This window comes from Curtobacterium sp. MCJR17_055 (genome assembly GCF_003224335.1).
Taxonomy (GTDB): Bacteria; Actinomycetota; Actinomycetes; order Actinomycetales; family Microbacteriaceae; genus Curtobacterium.
In genome coordinates, this window is sequence record NZ_QKLF01000004.1 from 387,124 (window position 1) to 409,365 (window position 22,242).

At 74.6% G+C, this 22,242-nt stretch carries 17 protein-coding genes; 8 read left to right on the forward strand and 9 right to left on the reverse strand.

The features are described 5' to 3' along the window. Positions 1-2: 2 nt before the first annotated feature. Both DEJ16_RS11600 and DEJ16_RS11605 read right to left on the reverse strand, forming a co-directional pair. Positions 3-2,102: an acyltransferase family protein gene (locus DEJ16_RS11600; protein ID WP_110824502.1), complete on the reverse strand. Its 2,100-nt coding sequence runs from the start codon at positions 2,100-2,102 to the stop codon at positions 3-5. 38 nt (positions 2,103-2,140) lie between these two features. Further along, positions 2,141-4,243: an acyltransferase family protein gene (locus DEJ16_RS11605; protein ID WP_181419569.1), complete on the reverse strand. Its 2,103-nt coding sequence runs from the start codon at positions 4,241-4,243 to the stop codon at positions 2,141-2,143. A gap of 79 nt (positions 4,244-4,322) precedes the next feature. Between DEJ16_RS11605 and manA the strand changes: the two genes are divergently transcribed. The 5 genes from manA (at position 4,323) to DEJ16_RS11630 (ending at position 11,464) form a co-directional block, all read left to right on the forward strand. Continuing rightward, positions 4,323-5,540, forward strand: a complete 1,218-nt coding sequence (manA, locus tag DEJ16_RS11610) for a mannose-6-phosphate isomerase, class I (RefSeq protein ID WP_110824821.1) — start codon at positions 4,323-4,325, stop codon at positions 5,538-5,540. Positions 5,541-5,608: 68 nt separating this feature from the next. Next, complete coding sequence (gene galE / locus DEJ16_RS11615) at positions 5,609-6,571, forward strand: UDP-glucose 4-epimerase GalE (protein WP_110824500.1); 963 nt, start codon at positions 5,609-5,611, stop codon at positions 6,569-6,571. Positions 6,572-6,791: 220 nt separating this feature from the next. Continuing rightward, positions 6,792-7,124, forward strand: a complete 333-nt coding sequence (locus DEJ16_RS11620) for a WhiB family transcriptional regulator (protein ID WP_375232109.1) — start codon at positions 6,792-6,794, stop codon at positions 7,122-7,124. 93 nt (positions 7,125-7,217) lie between these two features. After that, complete coding sequence (locus DEJ16_RS11625) at positions 7,218-10,070, forward strand: glycosyltransferase family 2 protein (protein WP_110824498.1); 2,853 nt, start codon at positions 7,218-7,220, stop codon at positions 10,068-10,070. After that, positions 10,067-11,464: a DUF5719 family protein gene (locus DEJ16_RS11630; RefSeq protein ID WP_110824497.1), complete on the forward strand. Its 1,398-nt coding sequence runs from the start codon at positions 10,067-10,069 to the stop codon at positions 11,462-11,464. The genes DEJ16_RS11625 and DEJ16_RS11630 overlap by 4 nt, the downstream gene beginning before the upstream one ends. 91 nt (positions 11,465-11,555) lie before the next feature. Here the strand turns inward: DEJ16_RS11630 and DEJ16_RS11635 are convergent, their stop codons facing one another. Next, positions 11,556-11,996: a metallopeptidase family protein gene (locus DEJ16_RS11635; RefSeq protein WP_110824496.1), complete on the reverse strand. Its 441-nt coding sequence runs from the start codon at positions 11,994-11,996 to the stop codon at positions 11,556-11,558. A gap of 55 nt (positions 11,997-12,051) precedes the next feature. Between DEJ16_RS11635 and DEJ16_RS11640 the strand changes: the two genes are divergently transcribed. Next, positions 12,052-12,279 carry a DUF3499 family protein gene (locus DEJ16_RS11640; RefSeq protein WP_110824495.1) on the forward strand — a complete coding sequence of 76 codons (228 nt, stop codon included), beginning with the start codon at positions 12,052-12,054 and terminating at the stop codon, positions 12,277-12,279. A gap of 33 nt (positions 12,280-12,312) precedes the next feature. Then, a complete protein-coding gene (ahcY, locus tag DEJ16_RS11645) occupies positions 12,313-13,791 on the forward strand; it encodes an adenosylhomocysteinase (protein ID WP_110824494.1) in 1,479 nt (492 codons plus the stop codon). 28 nt (positions 13,792-13,819) lie between these two features. Here the strand turns inward: ahcY and DEJ16_RS11650 are convergent, their stop codons facing one another. Continuing rightward, positions 13,820-14,689: an RDD family protein gene (locus tag DEJ16_RS11650; RefSeq protein WP_110824493.1), complete on the reverse strand. Its 870-nt coding sequence runs from the start codon at positions 14,687-14,689 to the stop codon at positions 13,820-13,822. Positions 14,690-14,811: 122 nt separating this feature from the next. Here DEJ16_RS11650 and DEJ16_RS11655 point away from each other — a divergent pair, with 122 nt between their 5' ends. After that, the gene (locus DEJ16_RS11655; RefSeq protein WP_110824492.1) at positions 14,812-15,807 is read left to right on the forward strand and encodes a stage II sporulation protein M; all 996 of its coding nucleotides are present in this window, start codon (positions 14,812-14,814) and stop codon (positions 15,805-15,807) included. Between the two features lie 409 nt (positions 15,808-16,216). On the opposite strand, the gene DEJ16_RS11665 is transcribed toward DEJ16_RS11655, so the two are convergent. The 5 genes from DEJ16_RS11665 to DEJ16_RS11685 are packed head-to-tail and all read right to left on the reverse strand — an operon-like array spanning position 16,217 to position 22,110. Further along, positions 16,217-17,740 (reverse strand): DUF58 domain-containing protein, encoded by a 1,524-nt coding sequence (locus DEJ16_RS11665; RefSeq protein WP_258365943.1) that lies wholly within the window; start codon positions 17,738-17,740, stop codon positions 16,217-16,219. Then, entirely contained in the window at positions 17,740-18,735 is a 996-nt protein-coding gene (locus DEJ16_RS11670) for an AAA family ATPase (RefSeq protein ID WP_375232108.1), read from the reverse strand. The genes DEJ16_RS11665 and DEJ16_RS11670 overlap by 1 nt, the downstream gene beginning before the upstream one ends. After that, entirely contained in the window at positions 18,732-20,108 is a 1,377-nt protein-coding gene (locus tag DEJ16_RS11675; protein WP_110824491.1) for a DUF4350 domain-containing protein, read from the reverse strand. Before DEJ16_RS11675 ends, DEJ16_RS11670 begins: the two co-directional genes overlap by 4 nt. After that, positions 20,105-20,878 (reverse strand): DUF4129 domain-containing protein, encoded by a 774-nt coding sequence (locus DEJ16_RS11680; RefSeq protein ID WP_110824490.1) that lies wholly within the window; start codon positions 20,876-20,878, stop codon positions 20,105-20,107. The genes DEJ16_RS11675 and DEJ16_RS11680 overlap by 4 nt, the downstream gene beginning before the upstream one ends. Then, complete coding sequence (locus tag DEJ16_RS11685; RefSeq protein ID WP_181419570.1) at positions 20,875-22,110, reverse strand: glycerophosphoryl diester phosphodiesterase membrane domain-containing protein; 1,236 nt, start codon at positions 22,108-22,110, stop codon at positions 20,875-20,877. Before DEJ16_RS11685 ends, DEJ16_RS11680 begins: the two co-directional genes overlap by 4 nt. Between the last annotated feature and the right edge of the window lie 132 nt (positions 22,111-22,242).

Genomic DNA, 22,242 nt, shown 5'->3' on the forward strand with positions numbered 1-22,242 from the left:
GGTCACGGTGCCAGCGAGTCCAGCGCAGCGCGCAGTCGGTCGCCGAGTGCCGGCGCGAGCGTCGTGGCGAACGTCGCCGTGAGGTGTGTCGGGTCACGGTGCGTCAGCACCCCGCCGATCACGGCCGGGCAGACCGTGGCGGTGCAGTACCGATCGGTCATGTCCACGTACCGCGCAGAGTCGCCGAGCACCCGGACGGCCTCCTCGTTCCCGTCGAAGGCGGCGAGGGCCTGTTCCCGTGGCATGTCGCAGTCCCCGGTCGTGGGTCCCTGCATCTGCGCGAGGCAGGCCACGACGTCGTCCCGGGCGATCGGGTTGTCCCGGATCGCGATCACCGGGACCCCGCGGTCCGTGGCGGTCCGCCACGCGTCGACGAGCCCCTGCACGACCGTCTCGTCGTTCGTGCTGCCGGTGGGGACCACGACCGGGCTCTTGGTCGTCGCGTGGGTGACGACCACCGCGTCGAGTTCGTCGGCGTGCCCGGCGATCCACGCGGTCGCGGCGCGCTTCCAGCCCTGGCAGCTGTCCGTGTAGCCCTGCGTCGGGGCCTCCTGCACGGCGGTCGTCAGGTAGCACCCGATGTGCCCGGCGACGTCGATCCGCCAGTGCTCGCGTTCCGCGATCGCACGGTACGCGGTCATCAGCGCGTTGTTGTGCGAGTCGCCCACCGCGAGGAGGTGTCGGCGGTACCCCGTCTCCGGCCCGAGCGGGCAGACGTTGAAGTCCGCGGTGCGGTTCGACCAGCACGCACCGCTGTTCGCGTCGTCGCGCGCGACCGCAGCGGGCGCCGGGACACGGACGTCGGCGAGCCGCGGGTCGACGCAGGGGTCCGACGAGCCGATCCGGGCGGCGGCGCCGAAGCAGGGCACGTCGCCGCGCTCGAGCCGCTCCGCGAACGCCGCGGCCTGCTGCTGCTGGACCTGGAGCGCGGTGAGGGTCCCCGCGCCGAGGGCGACGACGGCGACGGTGGCGACGAGCCCGAACAGGGCCACGCGGCGGGGCCGCAGCCGTCGGACCCGGGCCGAGGACCGCAGCGGCTCCTCGACGGCGAGCGTCGTCACGGCGGCGAGGACGAACGAACCGACGAGCACCAGGAGCTTGCTCCGCGTGCCGAGCGGGTGTCCGAGCACCATCGGCAGGACGACGACGGCGGGCCAGTGCCACAGGTAGACGGCGTACGAGATCCGGCCGGTGAACGCGACGGGCGCCAGCCGACCGAGCACCTCGAGGCCGCTGCGACCCCCGGCGGTGACGACGAGCGCGGCCGACAGGACCGGCAGCAGTGCGGCCGTGCCCGGGAACGGCGTCGCCGGTGTGATCACGACGACGGACGCGACGAGTCCCGCGACGCCCAGCCACGCGCCTCCCGTCCGGACGAGGCGGACCCGCGGTGTGTCCGCGAGTGCGAGCGGGACGGTCGCGACGAGCCCGCCGAGTGCGAACTCCCACGCACGGGTGGCCGTGGAGAAGTAGGCGATGCCGGGTCCGGTCCGCGTCTCGACGACGCACCAGACCAGCGAGGCGACCGCGACGACACCGAGCAGGAGGCGCGCCGTGCGGACGGGGCTCGCGCCGCGGGTCCGACGCAGGACCCAGCCGGCGACGAGCAACAGGAGCGGCAGCGCGATGTAGAACTGCTCCTCGACCGACAGCGACCAGAAGTGTTGGAAGGGCGAGGGCTGGTTGTCGCTGGCGAGGTAGTCGACGGCGTCGGAGGCGAGCTGCCAGTTCTGCAGGTAGACCGTCGACGCGATGAGCTCGCGCCCGTACTGCCCCCACAGCGAACTCGGGACGACCAGCAGGACCACCACACCGGTGACGACGATCGTCAGGAACGCACCGGGCAGGAGCCGACGAGCGCGCCGTGCCCAGAACGAGCCGAGCTCGACACGGCCGGAGCGGATCTGTTCGCGGAGCAGGTGCCCGGTGATGAGGTACCCGGAGATGACGAAGAAGACGTCGACGCCGACGAAGCCCCCCGGCAGGCGGTTCGGCCACAGGTGGTAGAGGACCACGGCGAGGACGGCGAACGCGCGCAGCCCCTGGATGTCCCAGCGCGTGCCGGGGACGGTGTCGGTGTCGGAGGGGGCGGTCGCGGACATCGCCGAGAGTCTACGGGCCCGCACACCCCCGATCCGGCTCACTCGGCGCGCTGCAGGGCCCGCTCGATGCCGCGCTCGAGGAAGGGCCGCAGGGTCTTCGCGAACGTGTTCGTGATGTGCGTCTTGTCGCGGTACACGAGCACCCCGCCGATGACGGCCGGGCACGTCGTGTCCGTGCAGTACAGGTCGGTCAGGTCCACGACCTGCGCCAGCCGACCGATCCGCTTGGCCGCCTGCTCCTGGCCGTCGAAGGGCGCCGTGCCCGCTGAACGGGTCTGGTCGCACGCGGTGGTGGTCGGCCCCGTCATCCGGGCGACGCAGGTGACGACGCCCTTCGCCGGGACCGGGTTGTCGCGGATGGCGATGACCGGCACGCCCGCGTCGGTCGCGGTCCGCCACGCGGTCACGAGCCCGTCGACGGTGGCGTCCTCGGCCGAGACGTCCCCGGCGGCCAGCACCGGGCGGGAGGTCGCCGAGTGCGTCACGAGCACCGCGGTGAGGTCCTCGTGGTTCTCCTCGATGTACGCCATCGCACGCTGCTTCCACGTGGTGCAGCTCGCGAGCAGCCCGGCGCTGGGAGCGGACTGGTCCGCCGCCGTGAAGTAGCAGCTCGGGTGACCGGCGACGTCGATCCGCCAGCCGTTGGCCTCGGCGATGCGCTGGTACACGTCGATCAGGGCGTTGTTGTGCGAGTCCCCGAGCGCGATGAAGCGCTTCGTCCAGCCGATCTCCGGACCGAGCGTGCAGCGGGCGAACTGGCCCGCCCCGTCGGACCAGCAGGCGTCGCGGTTCGCGTCGTCGCGCTTGGCGTTCGCGGGGGCCGGGACACGCACCGAGCGCAGGTCCGGGTTCACGCACGGGTCCGCGGACCCGATCTCCGCCGCGGCGCCGAAGCACCGGACGTCGCCGCGCTCGAGCCGCCGGGCGGCCTCCTGCGCCTGCGTCTGCTGCACCTGGAGCGTCCCGAGCGTGCCCGCGCCGAGCGCCACCACCGCGACCGTGGCGCAGATCGCCGTCACCGCGACGCGACGAGGACGCCAGCGGCGGACGCGGGACGCGAAGCGGAACGGCTCCTCGACCAGCAGTGTGGACAGCGTCCCGACGACGACCGACCCGACCAGCACGACGACGCGGCCCGTCAGGTCGAGGTCCCGCCCGAGGACGAACGGTGCCAGGACGATCGCCGGCCAGTGCCAGAGGTAGATCGCGTAGGAGGTACGCCCGAGGTGCGCGACCGGGGCCCACCGCCCGATCGACTCGAGCGCCGTCCCCCCGCCGAGCAGCACGACGAGCGTCGCCCCGAGGACCGGCAGGAGCGCGGCCGACCCCGGGAACGGCGTCCCGCCGTCGAGCACCGCGAGTGACGCCACCAGGAACGCGACGCCCGCCCACGTCCCCGTCGCCCGGAGCAGGGCGACGCGTCGGCGACCGGTGGTCGGGACCGGCAGCGTCGCGGCGAGGCCACCGAGGGCGAACTCCCACGCGCGGGTGGCGGTCGAGAAGTAGGCGACCCCGGGCGAGGTCTGCGTCTGCACGACGCTCCACGCCAGCGAGGCCGCCACGACGACCAGGAGGACGACGCGGACCACGACCGCGGGCGACACCGCGCGGCGGGCGAGGATCCGGACGAGCGCGACGGTGCCGATCAGGACGAGCGGCAGCGCGATGTAGAACTGCTCCTCGACCGAGAGCGACCAGAAGTGCTGGAACGGCGACGGGTCGTCGTCGCCGGCCAGGTAGTCGACGGCGTCGGACGCGAGCTGCCAGTTCTGCAGGTAGATCGTCGACGCGATCAACTGCCGACCGTACTGCCCCCAGAGCACCGACGGCACGACGAGGAGCACGGTGACCCCGGTGGCCGCGATCGCGAGGAACGCCGCCGGCAGCAGGCGGAGCGCACGGCGGGACCAGAACCGGGCGAGTGCGATGCGTCCGGAGGCGAGCAGCTCGCGGAGCAGGTGACCGGTGATCAGGTAACCGGAGACCACGAAGAAGACGTCCACGCCGACGAAGCCGCCGGGCAGCCGGTGCGGCCACAGGTGGTAGACGACGACCGCCAGGACCGCGAAGGCACGAAGCGCCTGGACGTCCCAGCGGGTGCCGTCCGTCGGGCGGGCTCGCGTACTGCTCGTCTCGGACATCCGGGAGAGTCTACGGAAGAACTGCGGCGTCCCGCGTCGCAGGGCGGTGACCGTCGGGTCGGCCGGATACGCTCGGACCATGTTCCTCGGCATCACGAACACCCCGCGCGACTACGCCTGGGGCTCCGTCTCCGCGATCCCCGAACTGCTCGGACGGACCGTCACCGGCGTCCCGCAGGCCGAACTCTGGCTCGGTGCCCACGCCGGCAGCCCCAGCGTGGTGGTCAACCCCGCGATGGTCGGCGGCGCGGACACGGTGCTCGACTGGATCACCGCCGAGCCCGAGACCGCCCTCGGCACGGACCGGTCCGGGCTGCCGTTCCTCCTCAAGGTCCTCGCCGCCGCGGCCCCGCTGTCCCTGCAGGCGCACCCGACCCCGGAGCAGGCCCGGGAGGGCTTCGACCGCGAGGAAGCCGCCGGGGTCCCGCTCGACGACCCGGCGCGCAACTACAAGGACCCGTTCCCGAAGCCCGAGCTCGTCGTCGCCCTGAGCGAGCGCTTCGAGGCGCTGAGCGGCTTCCGACCCGTCGCCGACGCGCTCGCCGAGGTCGAGGTGCTCGACGCCGGTTCCGGTCGGCTCGGTCCGCTCGTCGTGCACCTGCAGCACGGGCTCGAGGACACCGTCCGCTGGCTCGAGGAGACCGACGACTCGGCCCGCGCGGTCATCGGCGCGGTCGGGCACCTCGCGACGGAGGCGGTCGCCGCCGCAGGCGCGGACGGTCGGGTGACGCCGAACACCGCGACCGCCGCCGACCTCGCCCGTGCCTACCCGGAGGACCCGGGCGTGGTGGTGTCGCTCCTCATGCACCGGGTGACGCTCGCCCGCGGCGAGGCGATGTACCTGCCCGCCGGCAACATCCACGCCTACCTGGACGGGCTCGGCATCGAACTGATGGCGCCGTCCGACAACGTCCTCCGCGGGGGCCTGACGCCGAAGCACGTCGACGTGCCGGAGCTCCTGCGCGTGCTCGACTTCACCCCACACCCGGCACCGCTCCTCGAGCCGGAGCACCTCGCGCCCGCGGTGGACCGGTTCGCGCCGGAGGGCGTCGGCTTCGCACTGGTGCGCGTGACGAACGACGGGCGACCGGTCGGTGCCGGTGGCACCGCGCCCCTGGACGGGCCGTCGATCGCGATCTGCACCGAGGGGGTCGTGACCCTGGTCGGTGCGCACTCGGCGACCCTGCTCCGCCGGGGCGAGTCCTGCTACATCACGCCGGACGAGGGCGACGTGACGGTCGAGGCCGACGCCGGCAGCGGGACCACCGCGACGGTGTTCATCGCCACCGGCGCCTGATCGGCGCCTGACCAGCGACTGACGGGCGGCCACCGGGCCGCCGGCGCCCGTTCCGCTAGCGTGGCGGCATGAGTTGGTTGGTCACCGGCGGTGCCGGGTACATCGGGTCCCACGTCGTCCGCGCGCTCGGTGCGGCGGGCATCGACACGGTCGCGTTCGACGACCTCTCGAGCGGGTTCCGCGCGTTCGTGCCGGAGGACGTCCCGTTCGTCCAGGGCACCGTCCTCGACGGCACGCTCCTCGAGCGGACGATGCGGGACCACGCGGTGACCGGTGTCGTGCACGTCGCCGGGTTCAAGTACGCCGGGGTCTCGGTCGAGCGGCCCCTGCACACGTACGAGCAGAACGTCACCGGCATGGCGACGCTCCTCCGGGCCATGGCCGAGGTCGGCGTCGACAAGGTCGTGTTCTCCTCGAGCGCGGCGGTCTACGGCACGCCGGACGTCGACGTCGTCGTGGAGGAGACCCCGAAGGCCCCGGAGTCGCCCTACGGCGAGTCGAAGCTCATCGGCGAGTGGTTGCTGCGGGACATGGAGGTCGCACGCGGCTTCACCACGACCTCGCTGCGCTACTTCAACGTCGTCGGCTCCGGGCAGCCGGACCTGTACGACGCGAGCCCGCACAACCTGTTCCCGCTCGTCTTCGACGCCCTGCTCGCCGGTCGGACGCCGCGCATCAACGGTGACGACTACGCGACGCCGGACGGCACCTGCGTGCGCGACTACGTCCACGTCGCGGACCTCGCGCACTCGCACGCGGTCGCGGCCCGGAAGCTCGAGACCGGTGCACCGCTGCAGCGCGCCTACAACCTGGGCAGCGGTGACGGCGTCAGTGTCCGGCAGATCATGGACGCGATGGCGCGGGGGACCGGCATCGACTTCCGGCCCGAGGTCGCCCCGCGGCGCGCCGGCGACCCGGCCCGCATCGTCGCGACCGGCGAGGCCGCCGCGCGGGACCTCGAGTGGGCGATGCGGCACTCGCTCGACGACATGGTGACGAGCGCCTGGGAGGCCCGGCGGCACGCCGCCTGACCGGTCGCCGCGCCGTCGGCCCCCGTGGTCGTCCTGGCCGCGGGGGTCGTTCCGTGTCCCCCGGATCGGGTCTGGACACGGCGCGACACGCCCGAATGGGGGACATGCGACGGCGGAACGCGGAGGGGCTCCTATGATCCGCGACTTGACTCCGGGGAATCACACCGCTGTAATTACACCGACGGCATCGTCGTCAGGGCCGCAACCGAGACGTCAAGGGGTGATCAGGGTGAGTGCATCCGACTTCGAAGCCGGAGTGCCGGACGACTGGCACGTCGACCCGGTGGCGCTCGGTGTGCCGGGAGTCCGTCGGACGACCGAGACCGACGATGAGAACCCGCTCTCCTGGCAGGTCGACTCGCTCTGCGCGCAGACCGACCCCGAGGCGTTCTTCCCCGAGAAGGGCGGCTCCACCCGCGAGGCCAAGAAGATCTGCACCTCGTGCGAGGTCCGGGCGCAGTGCCTCGAGTACGCGCTCGAGAACGACGAGCGGTTCGGGATCTGGGGCGGCCTCTCCGAACGTGAACGGCGGAAGCTGCGCAAGCGCGCCTGAGTCGCCGCCGGCCGGCGCCGGTCCGGCCACCTTCGCAACGCGCCGCCGCCGCCCACCGGAACCGAGCCTCCCGGCCCGTAGAGTGGCGCCGTCATGCAGCCCAGTGCCTCCTCACGCCGCGTCACAGCGATCCTCGTCGCCGCCGATGCGGCTGACCACCTCGACCGCACGCTGAACGCCCTCGCTGCGCAGACCCGTCCGCCCGAGGCGCTCGTCGTCGTCGACGTCGGGTCCACCGACGGGTCCACCTCGGAACTCTCGTTCGGCGGCAGCGCCCAGCTCTCCCGGATCCCGGCCGGCCGGCCGTTCGGCGAAGCCGTGCGGCATGGCGAGCGGGTGGCGCCCCGCGCCGAGGCCGAGGACGGCGTCGACGAGTGGCTCTGGCTCGTCGGACACGACAACACCCCGACGCCCGGGACGCTCGCGGCACTCCTGGCGGCCGTCGAGATCGCCCCGTCGGTCGCGATCGCCGGGCCGAAGCTCGTCCACGTCGACGACCCGGCGCGCATCGCCGCCTTCGGCGAGAGCATGACCCGGCTCGGGCGCTCCGTCACCCTGGTGCAGGACGAACTCGACCAGGGGCAGCACGACCGCCAGACCGACGTGCTCGGCGTCTCGGCCGGCGGCATGCTCGTCCGGCGGTCCGTCTGGAACAGCCTCGGCGGGTTCGACCCGGCGCTGCCGGACGTCGACGCCGCCCTCGACTTCTCCGTCCGCGCGCGCCTGGCGGGGCACCGCGTCGCCGTCGTGCCCGAGGCCCGCGCCACCAGCGCCGGGCCGATCGAGGAGTTCGGCCGCGCCAAGGTCTCCGAGCGTCGCCGCGTGCGGATGCACCGGCAGGCACAGCTGCACCGGCGCCTCACCTACGCGCCCGTCGGCGTCCTCTGGCTGCACTGGCTCACGCTCCTGCCCTTCGCCGTCGGCCGCGCGGTCGGACACCTCGTCGCCAAGCACCCCGCGGCGGTCGCCGGTGAACTGGCGGCCGCGCTCGCGGTCGCCTTCGGCGGTGGCGTCCGACGTGCCCGTCGGACGCTGGCCGCGAACCGGAAGACCGGGTGGGCGGCGATCGAGCCGCTCCGCGTGAGCTGGCGGAGGGTGCACGAACACCGCACCACATCGCGTGACGTCGAGCTCGCGCGGGCGGAGGACGCACCGGTCGCCCGCGCGTCCTTCCTCGGGGACGGCGGCGTCTGGGTGGTGCTCGCCGCGGTCGTGCTGAGCGTCGTGACGCTGTTCCCCCTGCTCGGCTCGCCGGCGCTCACGGGCGGGGGACTCCTGCCGCTGAGCACCGACGTCGGTGACCTCTGGCGGAACGTCGGGTACGGCTGGCACTCGCTCGGCACCGGCTCCACCGGACCGTCGGACCCGTTCGCCGCGGTGCTCGCCGTCCTCGGGTCGATCACGTTCTGGTCGCCGTCCACCTCGGTCGTCGTCGTGATGCTGCTCTCGTTCCCGCTCGCCGCGTTCGGCGCCTGGGCGGCCGTGCGCAAGGTGACGACGCGGACCTGGGTCCCGGTCATCGGCGCCGTGCTCTACACGCTCGCCCCCGCGCTCGTCGGCGCGGTCACCTCGGGTCACCTCGGCGCCGTGATCGCACACGTGCTGCTGCCCTGGCTGTTCCTGACGCTCGTCGAGGCGCACCGCTCGTGGGCGTCCGCGTCGGGCGCCGCGCTGCTCTTCGCGGTCGTCGCCGCGTGCGCCCCGTCGCTCCTGCCGGTGCTGCTCGTCGGGTGGCTGGTCGCCCTGGTGGTCGGCTTCCGGCACGCGCACCGACGCGTCTTCGTGCCGGTCCCGGCAGCCGTGCTGTTCCTGCCGCTGGTCCTCGCGCAGGTGGGCAGGGGGAACCCGCTCGCCGTGTTCGCCGACCCGGGCGTACCGACGGCCACACCCGCGCCGAGCGCACTCCAGCTCGCCATCGGGCAGCCGCTGCCGGACTGGAACGGCTGGCTGTCCGCCACCGCGCCCCTCGGCCTCGGCAGCGCGGTGCTGCCCGTCGCGATGGCGGTCCTGGCACTCCCGGTCGCCGCCAGCGCCCTCGGCGCCGTGCTCGGGCACCGCTGGACCCTCGCGGGCACCGCGCTCGTCGCCGCACTCCTCGGGTACGCGACCGCGTTCGGCGCGACCCACCTCGCCGTCACCGGTGTCGGGTCCACGACGACGATCGTCTGGCCGGGCAGCGCCCTGTCCGTCATGGCCCTCGCCCTCGTGATCGCCGCCTGCATCGGCATCGACACCGTGCCACGTGCGGCCCCGGTCGTCGGTCTCGTCGCGAGCGTCTTCGCGGCCGTCGCCGTCGCGCCTGCGTTCGGGGCCTTCTACCTCGACCGCGCGGCGATCCAGCCGACCTCAGGACGGGTGTTGAGCGCGTACGTCAACGCCGAGGCGCAGGCCAACCCGGACGTCGGCACCCTCGTCGTGCAGCCCCAGACCGACGGGTCCCTCGCGGTCTCCCTCGAGCGCGGCCAGGGCTCGACCCTGGACGACCAGTCCACGCTCGACGCGACCGCGCTGTCGCTCAGCCGGTCCGGTTCGCGGTTGGCCACGCTGGCCGGGAACCTCGCGAGCCGCAGTGGCTACGACCCCGAGCCGGCGCTCCGGGAACTCGGCGTCAGCTTCGTGCTGCTCGACGACGCGCCGGACGACCCCGAGGCCCGGGCGGTCCACGACCGCGCGGCCGGGGCGATCGGCCAGAACGCGCTCTTCACGAGCATCGGCGAGACGACGAACGGCGCGCTCTTCCACTACGAGGGCGACGTCGACCGCACGAGCACCGGGTCCGCCGCCGCGAAGGCCACGCACGTGCTGTACCTCGTGGTGATCGGGATCGTGTTCGGTGCCGCCGCACTGCTCGCCGTCCCGACCGCGCCGCGTCGACGCCGTGCCACCTCGAACGTGATCGAGGCCGACGAACCCGCCACCACCTTCGACGAGGAGCGCGACGAATGAGCACGAGCACCGCGCGCCGCTGGGCGCTCCGCGGCACCGCGACCGCCGTCGCCGTCGTCGTCGCGGCCGGCACGATCGCCGCCGCGCACACCATCGGCACCAGCGAGACGCCCGGGCACCCGGCGGGTCGGACCGTCACGCCCGTCCCCGCCGCGGCGGAACGGGTCTGCGCGGGGAGCGCGCTGCGGCTCTCCGACGACGCCGGCAACGACGCCACCCGGGCGAGCGCGGTCGGTTCCCCGGAGATCGCGAGCGCCACCACGGGTGGGACCGTCGAGCGCACGCAGCTCGAGGGGTCGAGCACCGGCAGCAGCGACCCGACCCTGCTCACCGCGCCCGCCGGGGACACCGCGCCGCAGGTCGCCGGCAGCAGCGTCCAGAGCGTCTCGGACGGCGACCTGGTCGGCATGGGGGCGGCGTCGTGCGACGACCCGTCGCAGTCGACCTGGTTGGTCGGCGGCTCGACGGAGACCGGCCGGACGAGCCTCGTCACGCTCGCCAACCCCACCGACGTCAACGCGACCGTGGACCTGGCGATCGCCGACGCCGAGGGCACCGTCAGCGCGCCCGGCACGACCGGCATCGTCGTCGCCCCGAACTCCCAGAAGGTCGTCCCGCTCTCCGGCTTCGTCACCGACCAGGGCGCGACGGTGGTCCACGTCACCTCGACCGGGGGCCAGATCGTCGCGCACATGCAGGAGACCGTCGTCCGGACGCTCACCCCCGGTGGGTTCGACATCGTCTCGGGCGGAGCCGCTCCCGCGCGCACGCAGGTCATCCCGGGTGTCGTGCTCGACGACGCCGAGGGGGCGCAGCGTGGCGAGGACACCGCGGACGCGGCACCCGCGCTCCGGCTCTACGTGCCGGGGGACCGGGCGGCGAGGGTGACGCTCGGCATCACGACGGCGGACGGCGGTGGCACCACCGTGGACGCCACCGCGGAGCCCGGCATCGTCACCGACGTGCCGCTCGACGACTTCCCGGACGGCCGGTACTCGTTCACGATCACCTCGACGGTGCCGATCGTCGCCGCGGCGCGCACGACCACGCCGACCGAGGACGGCCGGACGGACCTCGGCTGGTTCGCCTCGGCGGAACCGCTCGGCGCGTCGACGGTCACCGCCGTCGCCCCCGGTTCCGGTGCCAGGCTCAACCTCGTCAACCCCACGCGGGAGGACGCGACCGTCACGATCGCGTCCGGTGAGGACTCCCAGGAGGTCGAGGTCGCCTCCGGGTCGACCGCGACGGTCAGCGTGCCGAGCACGCAGCAGCTGCGGATCACCGGCGCGGCGGGACTGGTCGCCGGCGTCACGTACCAGGGCGACGACGGCATCGCCGGGTTCCCGGTCCGGCCGTCCACCGAGGTGTCCAGCCCGCTGCGGGTCTACCCCTAGCGGGTCTGCCGCTGGCGGGTCTGCCGCTGGTGCGTCCGCCGGATCGGCCGGCGGTCGTCGCCGGCGCGCGGTGCCGGCCGGGAGGCCCGGGTCACCAGTGCCGGTAGCGGTCCGGTGCCAGGTCCCACGGGTCCTTGTCGATGAGCTCGGCCACGGCGCGGAACACCGCGGTCTCGACGACGATGCGCCGGTCCACGTCGTCCTTCTCCGGGCTGTGCGTCACGCGCTCCACCGGGATCCGGAACACCGTGACGCGGCGGCCGTCCCGGTCGATCCGCCACCGCGGCAGAGCGTCGGGGAGCGTCGCGTCGTGCGGCATGTCCGCGACCTGGAACACGACCCCGGCGAGCTCCTCCGGCCAGAGGCCGACCAGGTAGTGCGCGGTGTCGCCGACGACGCGGTCGAAGACCTCGGCGCGGGTCGTCACGGGTGCGAGTTCGGGACCGGTGACGCTCGAGCGGTACCCCCGGCCGTGCCGGGAACGCCCGCGAGCACGGTCGACCCGCGGGACGGGAGGGGGCTTGCGACGCATCCGCCCATCGTACGCGGCGGCCCCCACGGCGGCTGCCGGTAGGGTCGCAGACGGTATGGACGTACGGATCTGCAGCAAGGTCGCCTGTGGCGCGGGCGCCTCGGCGACCCTGACGTACGACTACGCCGACTCCATGGTGGTCGTCGGACCGCTGTCCACGCGCGTCGAACCGCACGGCTACGACCTCTGCGCCCGGCACGCCGCGACGCTCCGGGTGCCGCGGGGATGGCAGGTCGTCCGCCGCGACCCGCCGCCGAGGACCCCGGACCGCACCCCGTCCTGACCCGGGTCCGGAGACCGTGGGAGACTGGTCCCCATGCCGATCGAAACCCGCGCCGCCGTCCCGTTCCGCGTCGCCGACCTCACGCTCGCCGAGGCCGGACGCCACCAGATCCGCCTCGCCGAGAACGAGATGCCCGGCCTGATGGCCCTGCGCGAGGAGTTCGGCGCCTCACAGCCCCTCGCAGGCGCGCGCATCGCCGGCTCGCTGCACATGACCGTGCAGACGGCCGTCCTCATCGAGACCCTCGTCGCGCTCGGCGCCCAGGTCCGCTGGGCCAGCTGCAACATCTTCTCCACGCAGGACGAAGCGGCCGCGGCCGTCGCCGTCGGCCCGACCGGGACGCCCGATGCCCCGGCCGGCGTCCCCGTGTTCGCGTGGAAGGGCGAGACCCTCGAGGAGTACTGGTGGTGCACCACCCAGGTCTTCGACTGGAGCGCCGAGGCCGCGGCGGCCGGGGCCGACTGGACCGGGCCGAACCTCATCCTCGACGACGGCGGTGACGCGACCATGCTCGTGCACACCGGTGCCGACGCCGAGGCAGCGGGCCGGGTGCCCGAGGCCGGTGCGGACGCCAGCGCCGAGTGGAAGATCGTGTTGGCAACGGTCGCCGCCTCGCTCGAGGAGTCCCCGGACCGCTGGACCCGCATCGCGGCCGAGGTGCAGGGCGTCACGGAGGAGACCACGACGGGCGTGCACCGGCTGTACGAGCTGGCCCGGAACGGCGAGCTGAAGTTCCCGGCGATCAACGTGAACGACTCCGTGACGAAGTCGAAGTTCGACAACAAGTACGGCATCCGCCACTCGCTGCCCGACGGGCTGAACCGGGCCACCGACGTCCTCATCGGCGGCAAGGTCGCCTTCGTGGTCGGCTACGGCGACGTCGGCAAGGGCGCTGCCGAGGCCCTCCGTGGGCAGGGCGCGCGCGTCATCGTCAGCGAGGTCGACCCGATCTGCGCACTGCAGGCCGCGATGGACGGCTACCAGGTCGCCCGGTTGCAGGACGTCGCCGGCGAGGTCGACATCGTCGTCACCTGCACGGGCAACCTCGGCGTCGTCGGGGTCGAGGACATGCTGGCGCTGAAGCACCTCGCGATCGTGGCGAACGTCGGGCACTTCGACAACGAGATCGACATGACCGGGCTCGAGACCCTGCCGGGAGTGGAGAAGGTCGAGATCAAGCCGCAGGTGCACGAGTGGCGCCTGCCGAACGGCCGCTCGATCCTCGTGCTCAGTGAAGGCCGCCTCATGAACCTCGGCAACGCGACCGGGCACCCGTCCTTCGTGATGAGCAACTCGTTCACGAACCAGGTGCTCGCGCAGATCGAGCTGCACACCCGCCTCGACGCCTACCCGACCGGGGTCTACGTGCTGCCGAAGCACCTGGACGAGAAGGTGGCGCGGCTGCACCTCGACGCGCTCGGCGTGCGGCTCACCGAACTCCGTCCGGAGCAGGCGTCCTACATCGGTGTCGCCGTCGAGGGCCCGTACAAGCCCGAGCACTACCGGTACTGACGCCGGCGCCGGCTCGCGTCCGCGTGGCTCAGCGCGGGAAGCCGGGCGGGCGGGCGCCCGCCACACCGGTGGCCGTGTCGAGCGCGCGCAGCCGGGAGCTGAACGCCCGGGCGTCGCGCTGTCGTCGGAGCGCCACGACACCGGCCAGGAACTCCTCCGGCGGCACCGGCGGGACCGGGTGCGCGTACTCGGCGACCTCGGCCGCGAGGGCGCGGGCTGCGGCGTCCCGGTGCGCCGGCTGTACGGACGCGGCCCCGCGGAAGAACGCCCCGAGCCGGTTCTCGAGCCGCTGGGGCAGCGCTCGGACGTCGGCCACGCGGGCCCAGCCGGCCAGTGACGGCGGCAGGGACACCGACGGGGCAGCGGAGCGCGGGAGTCGTTCGTGCTGGACCACGGTGCCGGCGAGCAGGTCGCCGAGGCGGCGCGGTCGGGAGCCGAACAGGGCGACCACGAGCGCGAGCGACCCGACGGTGCCCCAGAGCTCGAGCAGACCGACCAGCGACCGGGTGAAGGCGTGGCGGAAGGACACCGCGCCGCCGTCGAGCCGGACCACCCGCGTCCCGAGCGCGTACCGCCCGACGCTCTTGCCCCGGGTCGCCGTCTCGACGGCCGCGGGGACGAGCACGAACACGGTCACGACGACGGCGATCTGCGACGCGGCCGCCCAGGCGTCGTCGATACCTGTCGGCCAGACGCGCGACAGGCCGATGAGCAACATCACGAGGAGCGCGCCGAGGGAGAGCGCGTCGAGGAGCGCCGCCGCGAGACGGAGCACGATGCCCGCCGGGACGACGTCGAGCGCCACCGCCTCGCCGACGACGAGTGCGTCGTTGGTGTCGTCGAGCGCGCGGACGAAGCGTCCGTCCGCCAGGTCGCGGGGCGTGCTGCGCTTCGGCATGGGATCATTCTGGCGGAAGCGTGCCACGAGCGGCAGGACGGGCTCGACACGGTGATGGTGGAGGCGACGTCCCGGCCGACGCCGTGACGGCCGTCGGCGGCGGAGGACCGAGGGGGAGACGGATGGACCTGGACGCGTACGCGGACGTGCACCGCGAGCGGTGGACGGAGCTCGACCGGCTCGCCCGGCGCCGCCCGTCCTCCGGTGCCGACGTCGACCGCCTGGTCGCCGGGTACCAGGCCGCCGCGACCGACCTCGCGCGGATCCGGGCCGCCGCGCCCCGGTCCGCCACGGGGGACCGGCTGTCCCTGACCCTGCACCGTGCCCGGCTCCGGTTCACCGGGACACCGGCCGACCCGCTGACCGTGCTGACCAGGTTCTTCGCACTGCAGCTGCCCGCAGCGCTGTACCGCATCCGCTGGGTGACCATCTGGGTCGCGGTCGCCACCGTCCTCGTCGCGGGCATCACGGCCGTCTGGATCGCCTCCACACCCGGCGCCGTCGCCACCTTCGGCACGGACGCCGCGCTCCGGCAGTACGCGACGCAGGACTTCGTCGACTACTACTCGGACCACGGCCTCGGTGCCTTCACCGCGCAGGTGTGGACGAACAACGCGTACATCGCGGCCAGCATGGTCGCGTTCGGGATCACCGGACTGTTCGTGCCGTACGCGATCATGCAGAACGCGGTCAGCCTCGGTGTCTCGGCGTCGATCATGCACTCGCAGGGGCGGCTCGGCGACTTCTTCCTCTACATCGCGCCGCACGGGCAGCTCGAGCTGTACTCGATCTTCCTCGCGGGCGGTGCCGGCCTCATGATCGCCTGGTCGTGGATCGCCCCCGGTGCCCGGACCCGCGCGCAGGCCCTCGCCGAGGACGGGCGGGCGCTCATCACGGTCGCGATCGGGCTCGTGCTCACGCTGCTGCTGTCCGGCGTCGTCGAGGGCACCGTGACCCGGCAGGAGTGGCCGTGGCCGGTGAAGATCGGCATCGGGACGGTCGCGCTCGCCCTGGTCCTGGCGTACCAGTGGGTGCTCGGCGGTCGGGCGTACCGGGCGGGGGAGCGCGGGGACCTCGACGAGTTCGACCGCGGCGCCGCGGCGATCGTCGCGGGCTGATCCGGTCCGCGGCCGCGCCCGGCGCCCGGCCACCGGCCACCGGCGGTCAGCGGCCCGCGACTGACCGCTCCGGGGCGGTGCACAGCGTCCGCCGCGACCGACCGCTCCGCGGCTGTGCGCCGCGCCCTGCCCGTTCCGGACCCGTGCGCCGCGTCCGCCGCGCCCTGCCCGTTCCGGACCCGTGCGCCGCGTCCGCCGCGCCCTGCCCGTTCCGGACCCGTGCGCCGCGTCCGCCGCGCCCTGCCCGTTCCGGACCCGTGCGCCGCGTCCGCCGCGCCCTGCCCGTTCCGGACCCGTGCGCCGCGTCCGCCGCGCCCTGCCCGTTCCGGACCCGTGCGCCGCGTCCGCCGCGCCCTGCTCGCTCCGGACCCGTGCGCCGCGTCCGTCGCGACCCGCCCGCCGGACCGGGTCAGAGCCTCCCGGACGCCTTCGCCCGGATGTACGCGTCCGCGGTGCGCGGTGGGACGTCCTCGGGCAGCCCCCGCACCACCTCGGCACCCGCGCGTCTGGCGACGTCCGCGACGCCGTCGGCGTCGAGGAGCGTCCGTTCCGCGGCGGCGCGTCGGTACACCTGCTCCGCGTCCTTCCGCGACCAGCCGTCCCGCACCGACCGGCCGTCCAGCACTGACCAGCCGTCCCGCACCGACCAGCCGTCCAGCCGTGACGAGCCGAGCCGATGCGACGACCCGGTCCGGCGACCCGTCGGGGCTCCGTCTCCGGCCCGGTCCCTGGCAGCGCGCCCGGTCCCGTCGCGTCCGGTCCGGTCTCGTCCGGCGCGCCGACCCGCCGCGTCCGCCCCGCCCCCGTCCGTCGTCCCACCGGTCGCGGCCATCCGCACCACGGCGGGGTCCTCGACCGACGTGACGACCACGGCGTGCCGACGGCCGAGCACGGGCAGCACCGCGAGCAGGTCGCCGGACGCGCCCACCGAGTCGAGGCTCGTCGCGAGCACCACGAGTGCCCGCTGCGTCGTCACCGCGTCGACGATCGCCGGGACGGCCGCCCAATCGGTGGCCCGGAGCCCGGGCTCGGCGGTGGCCAGGGTCTCCCCGAACCGCTGCACGACGTCCGCCCGGGTGGCGCCGTGCACGCGACCCCGGACGGTGTCGTCGAGCACCACGAGGTCGACCCGGTCCCCGGCAGCGGCGGCGAGCGCCCCGACGAGCAGCGCCGTCTCGATCGCGGTGTCCAGGCGGGGCTCGTCGTCGACCCGTCCGGCTCCGGCACGACCGGCGTCGACGACGACCACGACCCGGCGGTCGCGCTCCGGCCGCCAGGTGCGCACAACGAGGTCCTGCCGCCGGGCCGTGGCACGCCAGTCGATCGACCGGACGTCGTCCCCGCGGACGTAGTCGCGGAGGGAGTCGAACTCGGTACCGTGCCCGCGCAGCTGCAGGGTCGTCTCGCCGTCGAGTTCCCGCAGGCGGGCCAGGCGTGACGGCAGGTGTCGCCGCGACCGGAACGGCGGGGTGACCACCAGGGCGTCCGGCGCAGCGACGACCCGTTGCCGCGCGGCGAGTCCGAGTGGGCCGGCTGCCCGGAGCGCGATCCCGGCGGTGGTGCGTCGGCCGCGACGGAAGGGGGCGAACCGCATCCGGGCGGTGCGGCGCTCGCCTCCGGGCACGGTCATCGGGATCCGACGCGGTCCGTGGCCGGCCGAGGGCTCCCACATGTCCCGGACCACCGCCCGCAGCACCCGCCGACCGTCGTTGGCGAGCACCAGCGTCCCCTCGGCCGTGGTGTCGCGGCGGGCGAGGCGGGGCATCCGGCGTTCCACCCGCACCAGCCGCAGGTCGGCCGCCAGCACGAGGTCGACGGCGGCGGCGAGCACCACGAGGCCGATCCACGCGAGACCGCCCCACCCGCTGCCGAGCAACACGGTGGGGACGATCGCGACGGCGAGGAGCGCGACGAACCGACCGGTGACGGCCACTAGATCGGCACCCGGACCTGCTCGAGCACCTGCTGCAGCACGCCGTCCGCCCCGACACCCTCGAGTTCGGCGTCGGGCGCGATGCGGAGCCGGTGCCGCCAGACGGGCAGGAGCATCGCCTGCACGTGGTCGGGCGTGATGGCGTCGTAGCCGGTCAGCCAGGCCCAGGCCTTCGCAGCGGCGAGGAGCGCGGTCGACCCGCGCGGGCTCACCCCGACGCGGACGGACGGTGCCTGCCGGGTGGCACGGGCCAGGTCGACCACGTACGCGAGCACGTCGTCCCGGGCACCGACGGCCTGTACGGCGCGCTGCGCGGCACGGACCTCGTCGACGCCGACGACGGGCACGATGCCGGCGGAACGGACGTCCCGCGCCACGAACCCGTCGGCGTGCCGGCGGAGGACCTGCCACTCGACGTCGCGCGGTGGCAGGTCGAGCGTGAGCTTCATGAGGAAACGGTCGAGCTGCGCCTCCGGGAGCGTGTACGTCCCCTCGAACTCGATGGGGTTCATCGTCGCCGCGACGAAGAACGGGTCGGGCAGCGGCCGGGCGGCACCGTCGACGCTGACCTGGCGTTCCTCCATGGCCTCGAGCAGCGCGGACTGCGTCTTCGGGGGCGTCCGGTTCACCTCGTCCGCGAGCAGCACGTTCGTGAACACCGGTCCCTCGCGGAACGGGAACGTCCCGGTCGAGGCGTCGTACACGAGCGAGCCGGTGACGTCGCCGGGCATCAGGTCCGGTGTGAACTGGATGCGCTTCGTGTCGAGCGACATCGCCGCCGCGAGGCTCCGCACGAGCAGGGTCTTCGCGACGCCGGGGACGCCCTCGAGCAGGACGTGTCCCTGCGCGAGCAGACCCACGATCATGCCGGAGACCGCGCCCTCCTGGCCGACGACGGCCTTGCCGACCTCGGTGCGGACGCGACCGAGGACCTCGCGCAGGGGGTCGCCGCCCGAGCGGGGCCCGGGTGCGGGTGTGGTGGGCAGGTCGGTCACGGTCGTCCTCCTGGTGGTGTGGGCGGGGTCGGTGTCGTGGACGGGGGTGTCGGCGGTGCGGCCCGGCCGGCGACGCCGTCCCGGGGACCGCGCCGCGCGGGCGCACCTGTGGGGGGAGTGCGGGTCGCGTCGTCGGTGGTCCTCGGCGGAGCCGTCCGGGAGGCTCGGCGCACGTCCCCGGACACGGCCAGGCCGACCGCGTCCTCCAGGTCGTCGAGGGCGGTCGCGCCGGCGACGAGCGCACGGTCGTCGCCGGTGGGCCCGCCGACGAGCACCGCTCCGACCTGCCCGACCGGTCGGCCGGTCACGGCGGCGGTCCGGCGCACCACCTCGTCGACGTGTGCGGAGCGGGGCAGACCGAGCTGCCGCCCGATCCGGCGGAGCGCGGCGATCCGGAGCGTGTCGAGCGTGTGCGTCCGGTCGCGGACCCGCACGGCGAGGCGCGCGCGTCCCTCGGTGGTCTCGGCGGCACGGACCACGACCGGCAGGTGTTCGACCACGAGGGGGCCGAGCCGTCGGCCGCGCCAGACCGCCGCGGCGACCGCCACGACGCCGAGCACGCCGATCGCGCTCGGGACCCACGGCGGAGCGAGGTCGCCGAGCGAGGGAGCGGCGTCGGCGCTCCCGGCCGTCGGCACGTACCAGACCAGGTCCTCCTGACTGCCGAGCAGACCGAGCGCCAGGGCCGCGTTGCCCGCACGGGTCACGGTGTCGTTCCGGAAGGCCGCCGTCGTGCCGACGACGGTGACGTGCCCGGCTGGGGTCGCCGTGCGGAGGAGGCCCCACCGACGGTCCGCTCCGGTGCCGGACGGGACGCAGCGGACCACGTCGGGGTCGTCGGTCGCGTAGGTGACCCCGGCGGTGCTGACGGACCCGGCGTCGCGGGCGGCCGGGATCGCGCACGACGCGGTCGACGCCGTGGTGTCCGTCGAGGACGCGCCGGCCGGACGCGCGTCGAGGCCGAACGCCTCCAGGACGGCGGGGTCGGTGGTGACGAGGACCACGTCGGCCGCGGTCCTCGCGATGCGGCGGGCGACGGACGGGGCGAGCACCCCGGCCGAGTCGTCCACCAGGACGGTGCCCTCGCCGCTGCCGATCCGGTCGGCGTCGGAGACGACCGTGACCTCGGTGCCCTGCTCGCCGAGGACCCGCACCAGTGCCCGCGAGCCGCTGCCCGTCGTCGACGACGGGTCGAGCGGGACGTCCGACGGCTGCTGGCCGGGACCGACGGCGGCGGTCAGGACCGCCAGGAGCAGCCCGACGACGACCACCGCGGCCCAGGCACCGATGCGCAGGGCACGGTCACGCGGGGTCGGCCCGGTCGGGGCGGCAGCCGCTCCGGCCGGTGCCGCCGGCGTCGCGGTGGTGCTCATGCGTGGACCCCCGGGTCGGCGTCCGTCCGGTCGGCGTCCGTCTGGTCGGCGGGCCGTGCCGGGACAGAGGGACCCGCCGGGCCGGGAGCGCTGCCGGCGTCGGTGCCGGGCCCTGTGCCAGCGCGGTGTCCGCCCGGGCCGCCGGGGCCGCCCGTCGGGACCGGCCGGGCGGCGCGCACCGCCGCGGAGGCGTCGAGCACGCGGCGGGCGGTCTCCTCGTCGGCGTCGACCCCGAGGTACCGGACGGCGTCGAAGGCGTCCGACGCGTCCCGCAGCACGGTGCCGAGGGTGGGGAACGGCACCGTGGCGCGGTCTGCGATGGCGCGGGCGGTGGCCCCCGGGACCACCGTGACCAGGTCCCGTTCGGCGAGACCCCGGGCCAGCGCGCGGTACCCCTCGAGCACCGCGGTCGACCAGTCCCCGGCCCGGAACGCCGCGCTGGCCGCAGCGGCGACGGCGCTCGCCGAGCGGAGGTCGTCGTCGTCGAACACCCCGCCCGGGTCCTCGCCGCGCAGCCGTGCTCGTCGACGCGGCAGCCCGCGGGTGACCACGACGAGCACCACGACGGCGACGAGCACGACGACCGCGATCACGAGCAGGGTCCGCCCGAACGTGGTGGAGCCGCCACCGTCCGGCAGCAGGGACCCGAGCCAGTCGAGGAAGGCCCGGGAGGCGCGGTCCCACCAGGTCTCCTGCGCCCCGCGGTACTCGGCGCGGCCGAGCTCCTGCTCGAGCAGGCGGCGGGCCTCGTCCGGGTCGACCGCGGTCACGGGCGACCGCTCGGCGGGTCCTGCTGCTCGGGCCAGCGCTGCTCGGGCCAGCCCTGCTGCCCAGGCGAGCCCTGCTGCTGCCAGCCCTGCTGCTGGGGCCAGCCCTGCTGCTCGGGCCAGCCCTGCTGCCCAGGCGAGCCCTGCTGCTGCCAGCCCTGCTGCTCGGGCCAGCCCTGCTGCTCGGGCCAGCCCTGCTGCTGGGGCCAGCCCTGCTGCTGGGGCCAGCCCTGCCGGGGCGACCACGACTGCCGGTCGCCGGGGGGCGACGGTGCGAAGGGGTCGGCCGGCTGCCCGGTCTCCAGGTGCGCGGCGATGCGCTGGTCGAGCGCCTCGGTCCGGATGCGCCGGTCGATCGTCAGGAAGGTGGTGATCGACGCGGTCAGCACGTCCGTGACGCACTGCACCGCGATCACGAGCAGGCTGCCGATGGCGAGCGTGACGACGGCGCCGACCGAGGGCGGCCCTCCGGCGGTCGAGGATCCGGTCTGACCGAGCGGGTCGAACACGCCGGAGAACAGCGTGAGCCCGACGGTCAGCGGGACGCTGGCGATGCTCGCCGCGAAGGCCAGCACCACCTGCACGAGCAGCAGGATCCCGAAGGTCCGCCAGAACGCGCCACGGGTGAGGCGCCACGACTGCCCGGCGGCCGAGAAGACCCCGCGGCCCTCGAGCGCGATGGTCGGGACGGTGAAGGCGAACCGCGTGGTGAAGAAGGCGACGAGCACGGCGAACCCGAGGACCATCACGACGATCGTCAGGACGAACCACCCGACGGCACCGTCACCGGCGGACAGGGCGGCCACGAACGCGAGCACGACCAGGACGAAGACCGTCCCGAGCACGACCCCGCCGGCGAGCTGCAGCAGGATCCACCCGAGGACCGATCGCCGACGTCCGGCGAGCAGTGCCCACAGCCCCCGGAACGTCCCGCGCCGTCCGAGGACGCGCTGCCCGGTGTCGACCGCGATCGGGGCGACGAGGAACCCGCGCGCCAGGTACGCCAGGAACGGGAGGCCGATCGACAGGACGGCGTACAACGTCACGGTGCCCGCGATGATCGTGTCGGCGTCACCCGTGCCGTCCACCGCCGCGAGCATGCGGGACTGCAGGGTGCGCTGCCCGAAGGCCGAGGTGAGCGTGGACACGAGGCCCAGCACGCCGGAGAGCAGCACGGCCCAGAGCAGCAGCACCCGCGCGTTGCGGCGGAAGACCGTGAAGGCGCCGGCGAGCACGTCGCCGAGGCCGAGCGGACGGAGCGGGATGACCGGGCGGACGGGCTGCGGACGGGGCCCTCCGACGGACGGGAGCGGTGGCGGCTGGTGCCCCGGACCTCCGGGCCCACCCACGGACGCCGGCCACGCGGG